Raw genomic sequence first — 13,116 nt, 5'->3', positions numbered from 1 at the left:
CCGCGTTAGCGGACGGAAGCTCTGCTCTTGCTTGATCGATACCCGGCGAGATCGGTCGCGACTTACGTCGCTCCTACAGGAGTGACAGCTCTGCACTTGCTTGGAGTTTTCAGAAGCAAGATCAAACGATAAAAGCTTCCGCCACTAAAGCGGCGGGTTACTTTCTTTTGTCTAAAGCAACAAAAGAAAGGTAACCAAAGAAAAATGCTTCTCTTTGAATCAAGGGCCCGCACGATCGATGCCGACGCGGGGATTTTTCATACGGGACATCCCTGTCCCGATGAAAAACGGCCCGCATCCCTGCGGTCCGCCCTTTGGGTCTTCGATTGCCTTCGCTAGTGCGAAGCGGCGCACAGCAACGTCAACGTCAACGACAACGACAACGACAACGACAATGACAATGACAATGACAATGACAACGACAATCTTCGCGCAGTTCCGAACTCACGACGCAAGCGTGGCCCCGCAGGGCCGCGCATAGGAGGCGAGTCTCAACCGCCCCGCTCGCCCGCTTCCGCCTCCAACACCGCCGACGGATGACGCCGCCGCCACTCCGCCAGCGTCTGCGCGCAATGCGCCGGGATCAACCAGGCCCCCGGATGGGTATCGCGGAAGCGCGTCAGCCGCCGCAAAGTGTCGCGGTAGGCGCTCGCATCGTCCATCGCCAGCAGCCGCGTCAGCCACGGCAAGTCCCGACCAAGATCGAGTTGCTCGCGGCGCCAGAACGCATCGGCAGCGAGGATCGCCCGCTCGCCGTCATGGGTACGCAGCGCCAAGCCGATCTGGCCGCGCGCATGCCCCGGCAAGGGCAACGCGAACAGGCTGCCGTCGCCGAACAGATCCCAGCCTTCTCCGCCGAGCGTCGCCAAGTCGCCGTCGAGCCCGCGCCGGCCGCGTTCGTCGAGCAACTGCAGGCGGGCGACGAAATCCGCCGGCAGCAGTTCCTTCCAGATCTGCGCATGCAGCAGGCCGAACCAGCCCGAGTCCTCGACTTGCCGCCAGGCATCGGCATGAGCGACGAAACGCGCCTGCGGGAACTGGCCGAGCCCGCCGATGTGATCGGGATGGAAATGACTCAGCACGACCATGCGCACTTCATCGCGAGCCAGCCCACGCCGCTGCAGCAAGGCCGCCGCGTCGGTATGCGGCGCCGAGCAGGCGTGAATGACGCGGCGATAAAGCCAACGCAGGCCGCGCCGCATCGCCAGGCGCGCCTGCGGGCCGTAGCCGCAGTCGAACAGGATCGCGCCCTGCAGCGGGTGCTCGATCAAGGCCCAGCCGGCCGGGAAGCTCATCGCCGCACCGGCGTCGAAACCGAGATGACGCGGGTCGGCGCAGCTGTGCCCGGACACGCCGAGCGTCAGCGTGACCTCGCCGCTCACCGTCGCACCTGCGCTCGCGCGAGTTCGCCGAGGGTTTTCGCCAGCGCGTCTTCCATCCTCACGCGCGGCCGATAGCCCAGCTCGCTGCGGGCGCGGCCGATGTCGAGGGTCATGTCGACACTGAGCAATTCGATGCCGTAACGCAGCAGCGGCGGCTCGCGATCGGGACTGAAGCGGCGATACCAGGCTTCCACGCCGCTTGCCACGGCAAGCGCCAACGACTTGGACATGCGCCGTCTGGGCCGCGGCAACGACAAAGCGTCGGCGAGCCGGTCGATGACGCCCCAGATCGCGACCGGTTCGCCGTTGCTGATGTTGTAGACGCGGCCGTTCAATCGCCAGGAGGCATCGATCGCCGACACGATCGCGTCGACGACGTTGTCGATGTACGTCAGATCCACCCGGCAGTCCTCATGGCCGATCCGGCGCAGTCGGCCGCTGCGCAGCGCCTGCGCCAAGCGCGGCAGGATCGCAGTGTCGCCAGGGCCGAAAATCGCCCGCGGCCGCAAGGCCAGCGCGGACACGCCGCCGGCCGCGCAGCGCTCGAACACCCGCCGCTCGGCGATCAGCTTGGTCGCGACGTAGTCGTTGACCGCCTGCGCCGGCAAGGGATGGTCTTCGCGGATGTCCAGATGCGGGCGGCCATCGTGATAGATGCCGGGCGTGGAGATATGCACGAGCCGCCGCACCTGGCGCGCGATGCAGGCGGCGACGACGTGATCGGTGGCGTCGATGTTGGCGGCGACGAAATCGGCGCGCCGTCCCCACGGGCTCGACAAGGCCGCCGAGTGCACGACGATGTCGGCGCCGCGCAAGGCGCGATGCACCGCGGCCTCGTCGGTCAGGTCGATGGCGACGAACTCGATGCCCTGCGCCTGCAGCGCGCGNGGGTCGCGACCGAGGCCGACGACCTGGGTCCAGGGGCGCGTCGCGACCAGATGGCGGGCGAGCGCGCCGCCGACGAAACCGGTCGCGCCAGTGACCACGATGCGTTGCGTCGTCATGCGTCCCTGCCCATGCGAACTGTCCACGAGCGCTGCGATCGGGCTGCGCCGAGCTTCGTCGTCATAGCGTCGTCGTCATGGCATTCGGTCGTATCGTGGCTACGAATCCACCTCAGTATGGCCCCTGGGCCCGGTTCTCCGATAGAACCGACCGGCCCTGCCGAGCCGGCGACACCTGCGACGACACGGCCCTAGCCTAGCTACTGGCCATCCAGGCCCGGTATCGACGATCCTGCACACCGCAGCCACATGGACGGATCTCCGCCCATGCCCATCCGCCGCGAGCGCAACGATGACTTCAGCGCGAGCCTCCACACCGATGACCCCGTCCGCATGACTGCCGCCTCCATCGACACGACCGCCGCGACCTCGACCGAGGTGCCCTTGCCGCGACGCATCGCCATGGTCCTGGCGACCATGACCATCGCCACCGTGTTCTACCTCGCCATCAACACCTATCCGCTGCGCGAGCCGCGGCTGTTGCCGCTGACCTTCATCGACGAGTGGATCGGCTGGCAGGCCTGGACGATCTGGCCGTACTGGCTGCTGCTGTTCACCGGCCCGGCGCTGTTGCTGTCGATCCGCGAGCGCAGCCTGCTGCTCGCTACCCTGCGCGCGTACGCCATCGCGATGTCGCTCAACGCCGCGATCTGGCTGGCCTGGCCGACGCGGATGCTGCGCTCGGGCCTGCCCGAAGAGATGGACCCGTTCACCGCATTCGCCTGGCACTGCCTGTATGCGCTCGACGACGTCAACAACTGCTTCCCGTCCGGGCACATCACCATCCCGGCCGTGGTCGCGGTCGGCGCGGGCCTGCAATACCCGCGGGCACGACCGTGGATCTGGCTGACGCTGATCGCGCTCGCACCGAGCGTGATCAGCACCGGCCAGCATTACGCCTGGGACATCGCCGGCGGCCTCGTCACCGCGACCATCGGTCTCTTGCTGGCCGGCGTACCCTTGTGGCGTCCTGGCGCGGCCCCGCTGTTGCAGCCGCAGTAAACCTGCGGCCGCTGCATCTTTTCGCATTCACGAGGACACGACATGCCCGACCCCCAACCCAAGCCCAGCTTGATCTCGCGCGGCGCGGTCGGCTTCTGGTTCCTCGGCCTCGGAGTGCTCGGCCTGGTGCGCTCGCTGATGCGCGCTTACCGCAGCGGCGTGTTCGACGCCGACGCGATCACCCTGCTGTGGTTGATCGGCTCGATCCTGCTGACCCTGATGGGCGCGCTGCGCGTATGGCGGGCCTGGCGCGAAGGCAGCCTGCCGCGTGACTGAACCGGACCGGCTGATCCGGGCCGGCTGATTCGGCACGGCCGAACGAGCATCGCTGCACCCGCACGCCGAGCCCACAGCAACGCCCCCAAGCGAGGCTGCCGCCCATGAATCTCGCCACTCGCACTGCCGGCCACGCAAGGCCGGTGCAGCAGCGGCGGCGTTCATCCGGGCCGCCCTCGAGCCACCCCGCGGCTTTGCGAAAACGTTCCGACAGGCGCAAGCTGTAAGGCCTCGACGCGTCATCATCACGCGAACTTCTTACGCTTCCTCTATGTCCGCACGCACCGTTTCCGAATTCACCCTCGACCCCGTCGACAGCGAACGCCTGGCGAATCTGAGCGGGCCTTTCAACGGCCATCTGCGCATGATCGAACTGCGCCTGGGCGTCGAGATCGCCAACCGCGGCAACGTGTTCCGCATCGACGGCCCGGCCGCGGCGGTCGGCCAGACTGAACGCTTGTTGCGCAATCTGTGGAAGGACTCCGCCGCGGAAACCCTCGACGAAGCCGCAATTCACCTGGCCCTGACCGAAACCGGCGCCGACCAGGTCGTGGCCGACGACATCGAACCGCAGGAAGTCGCGATCCGGGTCAAGCGCGGCACCATCCGCGGCCGCGGCGCCAACCAGGCCAAATACCTGCACGCGATCGCCACTCACGACATCAACTTCGGCATCGGCCCGGCCGGCACCGGCAAGACCTTCCTCGCCGTCGCCAGCGCGGTCGAAGCGCTCAACGAGACGCGCGTGCAGCGTCTGATCCTGGTGCGGCCGGCGGTCGAGGCCGGCGAGAAGCTCGGCTTCCTGCCCGGCGATCTCACCCAGAAGGTCGACCCCTATCTGCGCCCGCTGTACGACGCGCTGTACGAAATGCTCGGCGTGGAGAAAGTGGTCAAGCTGCTCGAACGCAACGTGATCGAGATCGCGCCCTTGGCGTATATGCGTGGCCGCACGCTCAACGATGCCTATGTGATCCTCGACGAAGCCCAGAACACCACCATCGAACAGATGAAGATGTTCCTGACCCGCATCGGCTACGGCAGCACCGCGGTGGTCACCGGCGACCTGACCCAGATCGATCTGCCCAAGCACCAGAAGTCGGGCCTGCGCGACGCGCTCGACGTGTTGCGCAACGTCAACGGCATCAGCTTCACCTTCTTCGAGGCCAAGGACGTGGTCCGTCACCCGCTCGTCGCGCGCATCGTCAGCGCCTACGACGCGCGCGACGCCAAGGACGTGGAGACCGGGCCGGGCGTTTGACCCGGCGCGGCCCCGGCCGCGCCCACGCGATCGGAGGATCGCGCTATCGCAGGACCGCGCTTCGGCCTGCGCTATCGACCAGCCACCGCGAAGCGCAGGCTGCAAACCACGAACCGCCGAACAGTGAACCGCCGCAATGACCAAAGGTCCGATCCGTCTCGATGTCTCGATCAACTACGGCGTGCCGCGCAAGGGCCTGCCGGCGGCGAACAGCTTCCGTAAATGGGTCGCCGCGGCGCTGGAAGGCCGCATCCGCGAGGCCGACCTGGCGATCCGGGTGGTCGACAACAAGGAAGGCCGCTCGCTCAACCGCCATTACCGCGGCCGCGACTACGCCACCAACGTGCTGAGTTTCCCGGCCGACATGCCCGAGGGCCTGCCCGAAGGCGTGCGCCTGCCGCTGCTCGGCGACCTGGTGATCTGCGCGCCGGTCGTCGCACGCGAGGCCCGCGAACAGAAGAAAGCGCTCAACGATCACTACGCCCACTTGACCGTGCACGGCACCTTGCACCTGCTGGGTTGGGACCACGAGGACGAACGCGAAGCCGAGTGCATGGAACAACTCGAACGCGAGATCCTCGCCAGCCTCGGCATCGCCGACCCGTACATCGAAGACTGACGCTGCGAACTGCACGGCGCGGACGCGACGGTGCGAGTTCGGACTGAGGTTCCGCCAGTGTCGGCATAATCCCCAGGGCGCTGTCGGCCGATTCCGACACCGTGCCGGCGGCACTGCATCGCTGCAGGCAAACGCCGGGAAGCCCGCTCGGTATCGACGGATTCGCCCTGATGCGGGCCTGCCGGGCCCGATGGCGTCCTAGCTTCCTCACCGACGAATCCCCACTCCGGCGCGGGCGCATTTCCTATGCGCCGTCCTCGCGCCTCGGCCCAGACTGCCCACATCGCAGGAAGGAGCCTGGTATGCGTCGGATGAAAGGAATCTCGTTGCTGGAAGTGGTGGCCGCCTTGGCCATCGTGTTCTTGTTGATCGGCGTGGCGATGCCGGCCTTGCTCAACGCGGTCGCGCGAGTGCGCATCGGCCACACCCGCATGGCCCTGGTCGACAGTTTCCTGGTCGCCAATCGCCTCGCGGTGGCGGCCGGCAGCGCGACCGTGATGTGCCCCGCACCGGCCCAGGGCGGTTGCAGCGGGCGCCCGGATTGGAGCCGCGGCTGGCTGGTGTTCGCCGATGTCGACGGCGACCGCAAATTCACCGCCCGCGACACCTTGATCCAACGCCGGCCGGCGCTCGGCGGCGACCTCCGCCTGCACAGCACCTTGGGCCGCACGCGCATCGTGTTCCAACCCGACGGCGACATCGCCGGCACCAACCTGACCTTCACCCTGTGCTCGGCGCAGGCCGATCCGGCCGGAACGGTCGTGCTGTCCAATGCCGGCCGCTTCCACCTGGGGCAGGCGTCCACCGCCCAGGTACGCAGTTGCCGGGATGGCTGAGCGGCCACGCCGGAGCCCGCGCAAAGCCCGCTTCGGCGCCGAACGGCGGCCATCTCGCGCGCATTCGCGGCGGTCGCCGCCCCTGTTGCAGGATTGCTACAAAGCGCGACCGGCAGCCCGCTACCAGGGGCCGAACGGCGCCTTGACCGCCCCATGCCGACCTTCCGGGTTAGACTTGCGGCACAGCCCTCCCCCCGAGGGCCACAGTTCAAGAGTCGAATGTCCGAGGACGACAGTAGTAGCACCCACGCGCCGGAAATCCCCGAGAAACGGCGTTCCTGGCTCGACCGCATCAGTTCCGCGCTGTCGGGCGAACCCAGCTCCCGCGAAGATCTGGTCGAGTTGCTGCGCGATGCGCAATCCGACGGTCTGATCGCCGCCGACACCCTGCACATGATGGAAGGCGCCATCGCGGTCTCCGACCTCACCGTCGGCGACGTGATGATCCCGCGCTCGCAGATGATCGCGCTGCCGGCCGAGGCGAAATTCCTCGACCTGATGAAGATGGTGGTCGAGTCCGGCCACTCGCGCTTTCCCGTGCACGGCGAAGACAAAGACGAGATCCTCGGCATCCTGCTGGCGAAAGACCTGTTGCGCGGCGTGGTCGCCGACAACGGCCCCGGCACGATCCACGAGTTGCTGCGTCCGGCGGTGTTGATTCCCGAATCCAAACGCCTGGACGTGCTGTTGCGCGAGTTCCGCCAATCGCGCAACCACATGGCCATCGTGATCGACGAACACGGCGGCGTCGCCGGCCTGTTGACCATCGAGGACGTGCTGGAGCAGATCGTCGGCGAGATCGACGACGAGCACGACGATGCCGAAGACCCGAACGCGCTGATCGCGGCCCAGGCCGACGGCCAGTACGTGGTCGACGCGCTGACCCCGATCGACGACTTCAACGAACGCTTCGGCGCCGATTTCGACGACGACGAGTACGACACCATCGGCGGCCTGGTCACCGCGGCGATCGGGCACCTGCCCGAGGCCGGCGAAGAACTCACCCTCGACCGTTTCGTGTTCCGCGTGGCCAGCGCCGATGCGCGGCGCGTGCATGCCTTCCACGTCGGCGTGCTCGGCAGCCTGTGACCGCCTGGGCGGCGCACGGCAAGCTCGTGCGCCCCGAAGACGTGGCCCGCGAAGAGGCGGCCTGTCCGGGCCGCCATGGCCCCTTGAGCCACTACGTCCCCCGCACCACACCAGGCGGAATGGCCGGCCGGGGGCGTTGCAGCCATGCGGAGCCTGGCACCGATCCGCAGCCGCCGACCTGACTGCGGAGCGGCTCATCGGTTAGAGCTCCGGGCGAACCCTGTCGCCGTGGCTGTTTACAATGGCCTCTATTCGCCTCGCCGGACCCTGTCGCCTGTGACCTCCACTTTCCGATTCGTCCGGTCGTTCGCCCTCGCCAGCCTGCTCCTGCTCCACAGCATCGCCTTCGCCGCACCGACCGGCACGCTGGCGGCCGCGCCGCAGCCCGCCGACACCACCGCAACGACCACCGCCACGCCGCGTGTCGGCATGGTCACGATGCAGCCCGGCGAAGAGTTCTGGTCGCGTTTCGGCCATGACGCGTTGGTCGTCCTCGACCCCGCCAGCGGCCGGGCGATCTCGTACAACTTCGGCTACTTCGATCCGACCGAATCGGACTTCGTCCCACGCTTCATCCGCAACGACATGCGCTATCGCCTGTTGGCCCTGCCGTTCGACGACGACATGGCGCAGTACGCACAGGAAGGCCGCGGCGTGTCGGTGCAGTGGCTGAACCTCACCCCGAAGCAGGCGCGCGAGCTGGCCGAGGCGCTGCGCGTCAACGCCTTGCCCGAGAACGCCTACTACCGTTATCAGTACTTCGACGACAACTGCGCCACGCGCGTGCGCGACGCCATCGACAAAGTGCTCGGCGGCGAACTGCGCCGCCAGACCGAAGGCCGCTCGCACGGCAGCAGCTTCCGCAGCGAAGCGCTGCGCTTGTCGGCGCCGGAACCGTGGATGTGGCTGGTGCTCGACGTGATGATGGGCCCGGAAACCGACAAACCGGTGCCGGTGTGGGCCGAGTCGTACGTTCCGAGCCGGCTCGCGGCGGCGCTGCGCGAGGTCAAGAACCTGCAAGGCCAGCCCCTGGTCCAGGAAGAACGGCCGCTGCTGCCGCACAAAATCTCGCCCGAGCCCAAGGACCAGCCGCTGCCGTGGTGGCCCTGGGCCCTGGCCGGCCTGGCGATCGCCGCGGCGCTGGCCTGGATCGGCGAGCGCAGCCCGCGCGTACTCGCGGTCGCGGCGTTGCCGCTGTGGGCGGTGCTCGGCCTGGTCGGCGCGGTCCTGCTGTACGCCTGGGTCGACACCGGCCACAACTACATCTGGGCCAACCGCAACCTGTTGCTGTTCAACCCGCTCTGCCTGCTGCTGTGGTTCGGCGGCTGGCGCGCGCTGCGCGGCCGCGAGACCGGCCCGGTGTTCGTCTGGCTGACCGGCCTGGTCGCGTTGTGCGCGCTGGCGGCCTTGTTCCTGTACTGGCTGCCGGTGTATCCGCAACGCAACGCCCACTGGATCGCGCTGTGGCTGCCGATCCAGGTCGGGCTGTGGGCCGGGTTCCGTAAAGCCGCCCGATTGCGCCTGGCATGACGGCTTGCCGCAGCCGTCTTGCGCGGGCAGGATTCGGGCCATGAGCGATCCCACCCTGCCCCAATGCGTCATCAACTGCGCGACCTACAGCCGCGACGGCACCCGCCGCGACATCGGCCTGGACGCCATCAGCGACGTGCTGGCCGTCGACGACGGCAGCTTCGTCTGGGTCGGCCTGTACGAGCCCGACGAAGGCATCCTCGACAAACTGCAGGAAGAGTTCTGCCTGCACGACCTCGCCGTCGAGGACGCGCACAACGCCCATCAGCGGCCGAAGATCGAGTCCTACGGCAACTCGCTGTTCATCGCCATTCACACCGCGCAGAAGATCGACAACCGCATCCGCTTCGGCGAGACGCACATGTTCGTCGGCCCGCGTTATCTGGTGACCGTGCGCCACGGCGCTTCGATCAGCTATAAGAGCGCGCGCGCCCGCATCGAACGCGAGCCCGACTTGCTGGAACACGGCCCCGGTGCGGCGCTGTACGCGGTGTTCGACAGTGTCGTCGACAACTTCATGCCGATCGTCGAAGGCTTCACCCAGGAGCTCAACGAGCTCGAGAAGGACATCTTCGCCGAGGATTTCCGCAAGGAAACCGTGCAGGAGCTGTACGACCTCAAGCGCGAACTGACCCGCCTGCGCATGGCAGTGTCGCCCTTGCAGGACATCCTCGGCCAGCTCGCGCGTTCGCGCGGCGGCCTGGTCGACGAAGAGATCCAGTTGTACTTCCGCGACGTGCTCGACCACGCCGTGCGCATCAACGAAACCACCGACACCTTGCGCGAAATGCTGACCGCCGCGGTCAGCGTCAACCTGTCGCTGGTGACCGTGCGCCAGGGCGAAGTGGTCAAGCGCCTCGGCGCCTGGGCTGCCCTGCTCGCCGCCCCGACCCTGATCGCGAGCTGGTACGGCATGAACTTCGTGCACATGCCCGAGCTGCCGGGGCAATGGAGCTATGCGGTATTGATCGGCGCGGTGATCGCGATCTGCCTGGTGCTGTACATCGGCTTCAAGCGGGCGAAGTGGTTGTAGGGGCGTCAAGAGCAAATCCCCCCTGCCCCCCTTTCCAAAGGGGGGAACAGCAAAGGCGGCAGCAGCATCGACTAAGCAGCGACAATGGCGCCGACACCGACACCGACACCGACACCGACACCGACACCGACAAAGTCGATGCTGCCTTGACCAGATCACCGCGTCGGCCATCGACAACTCGCCCCCTTTGACAAAGGGGGCCGGCGCCTGCGGCGCTCGGAGGTCCGACCGGACCGGCGGCGCCGGGGGATTTGCTCTACCGCACCACCACCGCACCGAGATCACTCGCCGCGCAGCCACTTCCCCAAACGCCGGAATCCGCATTCCGAGCCGCCCGAACCGCGGCCCTAAGACCAAAGTATCAGCCGCTATTGCGGCACTGCGCATTGACCCGCGCGGACCCAGGGGCGACGCTGCCTGAGTTCAATCTGGGAGGGTCGTCATGAAAGGTGGTCTCGGCAAACTGGGCTGGGCGGCCCTCGCAGTCCTCGGGGCGTTCTGCCTCGGCACCATCGCGCTGCGGCGCGGCGAACACATCAATGCCTTGTGGATCGTGGTCGCGGCGGTATCGATCTATCTGGTCGCCTACCGCTACTACTCCCTGTTCATCGCCGAGAAGGTGATGCGGCTCGACCCGACCCGGGCCACGCCCGCGATCATCAACAACGACGGGCTCGACTACGTCCCGACCAACAAGCACGTGTTGTTCGGCCACCATTTCGCCGCCATCGCCGGCGCCGGTCCGCTGGTCGGCCCGGTACTCGCCGCGCAGATGGGCTACCTGCCCGGATTGCTGTGGCTGATCGTCGGCGTGGTGCTGGCCGGCGCGGTGCAGGACTTCATGGTCCTGTTCGTGTCCAGCCGCCGCAACGGCCGCTCGCTCGGCGACCTGGTGCGCGAGGAGATGGGCCGCATCCCCGGCACCATCGCCCTGTTCGGCGCCTTCCTGATCATGATCATCATCCTCGCGGTGCTGGCGATGATCGTGGTCAAGGCGCTCGCGGAAAGCCCCTGGGGCATGTTCACGGTCATGGCGACCCTGCCCATCGCGGTGATGATGGGCGTGTACATGCGCTACATCCGCCCGGGCAAGATCGGCGAAATCTCGGTGGTCGGCCTGATCCTGCTGCTCGCGGCGATCTGGTACGGCGGCAAGGTCGCCGCCGATCCGGTGTGGGGCCCGGCCTTCACCTTCACCGGCACCCAGATCACCTGGATGCTGATCGGCTACGGCTTCGTTGCTGCGGTGCTGCCGGTGTGGCTGGTGCTGGCGCCGCGCGACTACCTGTCCACCTTCCTCAAGATCGGCACCATCATCGCGCTGGCGATCGGCATCGTCATCGTGATGCCCGACCTGCGCATGCCGGCGCTGACCCAGTTCACCGACGGCACCGGCCCGGTCTGGAAAGGCGGCCTGTTCCCGTTCCTGTTCATCACCATCGCCTGCGGCGCGGTATCGGGCTTCCATGCGCTGATCTCCTCGGGCACCACGCCCAAGCTGCTCGCCAATGAATCGCATATGCGCTACATCGGCTACGGCGGCATGCTGATGGAATCCTTCGTCGCGATCATGGCCCTGGTCGCGGCTTCGGTGATCGAACCGGGCGTGTACTTCGCCATGAACAGCCCCGCGGCCCTGGTCGGCAGCGACGTGCATGCAGTGTCGGCGACGATCTCGAGCTGGGGTTTCTCGGTCACCCCGGAGATGCTGCAGAGCACCGCCAAGGATATCGGCGAAAACACCATCCTCGCCCGCGCCGGCGGCGCGCCGACGCTCGCGGTCGGCATCGCCCAGATCCTGCACAACGTGTTGCCGGGCGAGAACACGATGGCGTTCTGGTATCACTTCGCGATCCTGTTCGAGGCCTTGTTCATCCTCACCGCGGTCGATGCCGGCACCCGCGCCGGACGCTTCATGCTGCAGGACCTGCTCGGCAGCTTCGTGCCGGCGTTGCGCCGCACCGAAGCCTGGGGCCCGAACCTGCTCGCCACCGGCGGCTGCGTCGCCTTGTGGGGCTACTTCCTCTACCAAGGCGTGATCGATCCGCTCGGCGGCATCAACACCTTGTGGCCGCTGTTCGGCATCGCCAACCAGATGCTCGCCGGCATCGCGCTGATGCTGTGCACGGTGGCCTTGTTCAAGATGAAGCGCGACCGCTATGCCTGGGTGACGATCGTGCCGACGATCTGGCTGCTGATCTGCACCAGTGCGGCCGGCCTGATCAAGATCTTCGACGACAACCCCGCGGTCGGTTTCCTCGCCCAGGCGCACAAGTACCAGGCCGCGATCGCCAGGGGCGAAGTGGTCGCCCCGGCGAAGAGCATCGAGCAGATGCAGCAGATCATGCTCAACAGCTACGTCAACACGGTGCTGACCGGCTTGTTCCTGTTCGTGGTGTTCAGCGTGCTGGTGTACTCGCTGCGCGCGATCGCCAAGGCGCGCGCGAACCCCGAACGCAGCGACCGCGAATCCCCGTACGTGGCCTTGAAGCCGCACGAAATGGCGAACGTGTGATGGGTACCGCGCTCGTTCCCGCCAGCCAGTACCAGCTCTACAAGCGCACCTGGCATCGCCTGGTGCAGACCGCGCGGCTGTGCTGCGGGGTGCCGGATTACGACAACTACGTCCGCCACCTGATGGAAAAACATCCCGAGCGGCCGATCCCGGATTACGCGACCTTCTTCCGCGAGCGCCAGCAGGCGCGTTACGGGGGCGGTCGCTTCGGTTGTTGTTGATCGGGTTCCGCGAGAACCAGAGGCCGCCTTCGGGCGGCCTTTTCTTTGGGGGTTTCGCTGCATGGCAGCTGGCGCTTCGCAGGCAGAATAGACGCCTCGTCACAGGGACTTTCTGCGATCGCAAACTGCGACCGCTTATCTGGCCGGCGCAGATCTTTCGCCGTCTCCGCCTATATTCATGGGCTTTGGCTTTGGCTTTGGCTTTGGCTTTGGCTTCGGCTTCGGCTTCGGCTTTGGCTTTGGCTTTGGCTTTGGCCGTGGCTACGGCTCTTGCTTTGCCGGTCAACAGTAGACCCGGAGGGCGGCGCACAGGACGTGCGCCGTTTTTCGATAGGACAAGGATGTCCTATC

Annotated in this window: 12 protein-coding genes; 10 read left to right on the top strand and 2 right to left on the bottom strand. The window is 66.9% G+C overall.

What is annotated here, in order from left to right:
- Nucleotides 1-491: 491 nt before the first annotated feature.
- The gene (locus tag ACTJJK_RS11250; protein WP_440730226.1) at nucleotides 492-1,382 is read right to left on the bottom strand and encodes an MBL fold metallo-hydrolase; all 891 of its coding nucleotides are present in this window, start codon (nucleotides 1,380-1,382) and stop codon (nucleotides 492-494) included.
- Nucleotides 1,379-2,386 (bottom strand): NAD-dependent epimerase/dehydratase family protein, encoded by a 1,008-nt coding sequence (locus ACTJJK_RS11245; RefSeq protein ID WP_440730225.1) that lies wholly within the window; start codon nucleotides 2,384-2,386, stop codon nucleotides 1,379-1,381. The genes ACTJJK_RS11250 and ACTJJK_RS11245 overlap by 4 nt, the downstream gene beginning before the upstream one ends.
- Nucleotides 2,387-2,719: 333 nt before the next feature.
- On the opposite strand from ACTJJK_RS11245, the gene ACTJJK_RS11240 reads away from it, so the two are divergent.
- From ACTJJK_RS11240 to ACTJJK_RS11195, 10 genes are all read left to right on the top strand, one after another.
- Entirely contained in the window at nucleotides 2,720-3,388 is a 669-nt protein-coding gene (locus ACTJJK_RS11240; protein ID WP_161786161.1) for a phosphatase PAP2 family protein, read from the top strand.
- A 42-nt stretch (nucleotides 3,389-3,430) separates the two neighbouring features.
- Nucleotides 3,431-3,664 carry a hypothetical protein gene (locus ACTJJK_RS11235; RefSeq protein ID WP_031374019.1) on the top strand — a complete coding sequence of 78 codons (234 nt, stop codon included), beginning with the start codon at nucleotides 3,431-3,433 and terminating at the stop codon, nucleotides 3,662-3,664.
- Between the two features lie 271 nt (nucleotides 3,665-3,935).
- A complete protein-coding gene (locus ACTJJK_RS11230; protein WP_031374018.1) occupies nucleotides 3,936-4,922 on the top strand; it encodes a PhoH family protein in 987 nt (328 codons plus the stop codon).
- Nucleotides 4,923-5,058: 136 nt separating this feature from the next.
- Nucleotides 5,059-5,541 (top strand): rRNA maturation RNase YbeY, encoded by a 483-nt coding sequence (ybeY, locus tag ACTJJK_RS11225; protein ID WP_031374017.1) that lies wholly within the window; start codon nucleotides 5,059-5,061, stop codon nucleotides 5,539-5,541.
- 302 nt (nucleotides 5,542-5,843) lie between these two features.
- A complete protein-coding gene (locus ACTJJK_RS11220) occupies nucleotides 5,844-6,377 on the top strand; it encodes a GspH/FimT family pseudopilin (RefSeq protein ID WP_161786160.1) in 534 nt (177 codons plus the stop codon).
- A gap of 219 nt (nucleotides 6,378-6,596) precedes the next feature.
- Nucleotides 6,597-7,466, top strand: a complete 870-nt coding sequence (locus tag ACTJJK_RS11215; protein WP_031374015.1) for an HlyC/CorC family transporter — start codon at nucleotides 6,597-6,599, stop codon at nucleotides 7,464-7,466.
- Between the two features lie 276 nt (nucleotides 7,467-7,742).
- On the top strand, nucleotides 7,743-8,996 hold the full coding sequence (locus tag ACTJJK_RS11210) for a lipoprotein N-acyltransferase Lnb domain-containing protein (RefSeq protein ID WP_223621239.1): 1,254 nt from the start codon (nucleotides 7,743-7,745) through the stop codon (nucleotides 8,994-8,996).
- Between the two features lie 40 nt (nucleotides 8,997-9,036).
- On the top strand, nucleotides 9,037-10,029 hold the full coding sequence (gene corA / locus ACTJJK_RS11205) for a magnesium/cobalt transporter CorA (protein ID WP_440730224.1): 993 nt from the start codon (nucleotides 9,037-9,039) through the stop codon (nucleotides 10,027-10,029).
- Nucleotides 10,030-10,471: 442 nt separating this feature from the next.
- Entirely contained in the window at nucleotides 10,472-12,544 is a 2,073-nt protein-coding gene (locus ACTJJK_RS11200) for a carbon starvation CstA family protein (protein WP_440730223.1), read from the top strand.
- Nucleotides 12,544-12,765, top strand: coding sequence for a YbdD/YjiX family protein (locus tag ACTJJK_RS11195; RefSeq protein WP_031374011.1), 222 nt, complete (start codon nucleotides 12,544-12,546; stop codon nucleotides 12,763-12,765). Before ACTJJK_RS11200 ends, ACTJJK_RS11195 begins: the two co-directional genes overlap by 1 nt.
- The last annotated feature ends 351 nt before the right edge of the window (nucleotides 12,766-13,116 follow it).

Source organism: Lysobacter sp. 22409 (genome assembly GCF_052045105.1).
Lineage (GTDB): Bacteria > Pseudomonadota > Gammaproteobacteria > Xanthomonadales > Xanthomonadaceae > Lysobacter > Lysobacter antibioticus_B.
Note: the sequence above shows the minus strand (reverse complement) of the source record. Positions and strands in the feature narration are given on the sequence as shown.

Coding starts and splice junctions, on each gene's coding strand:
- ACTJJK_RS11240 (WP_161786161.1), top strand. CDS start 2,720: ATGACTGCCGCCTCCATCGACACGACCGCCGCGACCTCGACCGAGGTG.
- ACTJJK_RS11235 (WP_031374019.1), top strand. CDS start 3,431: ATGCCCGACCCCCAACCCAAGCCCAGCTTGATCTCGCGCGGCGCGGTC.
- ACTJJK_RS11230 (WP_031374018.1), top strand. CDS start 3,936: ATGTCCGCACGCACCGTTTCCGAATTCACCCTCGACCCCGTCGACAGC.
- ybeY (WP_031374017.1), top strand. CDS start 5,059: ATGACCAAAGGTCCGATCCGTCTCGATGTCTCGATCAACTACGGCGTG.
- ACTJJK_RS11220 (WP_161786160.1), top strand. CDS start 5,844: ATGCGTCGGATGAAAGGAATCTCGTTGCTGGAAGTGGTGGCCGCCTTG.
- ACTJJK_RS11215 (WP_031374015.1), top strand. CDS start 6,597: ATGTCCGAGGACGACAGTAGTAGCACCCACGCGCCGGAAATCCCCGAG.
- corA (WP_440730224.1), top strand. CDS start 9,037: ATGAGCGATCCCACCCTGCCCCAATGCGTCATCAACTGCGCGACCTAC.
- ACTJJK_RS11200 (WP_440730223.1), top strand. CDS start 10,472: ATGAAAGGTGGTCTCGGCAAACTGGGCTGGGCGGCCCTCGCAGTCCTC.
- ACTJJK_RS11195 (WP_031374011.1), top strand. CDS start 12,544: ATGGGTACCGCGCTCGTTCCCGCCAGCCAGTACCAGCTCTACAAGCGC.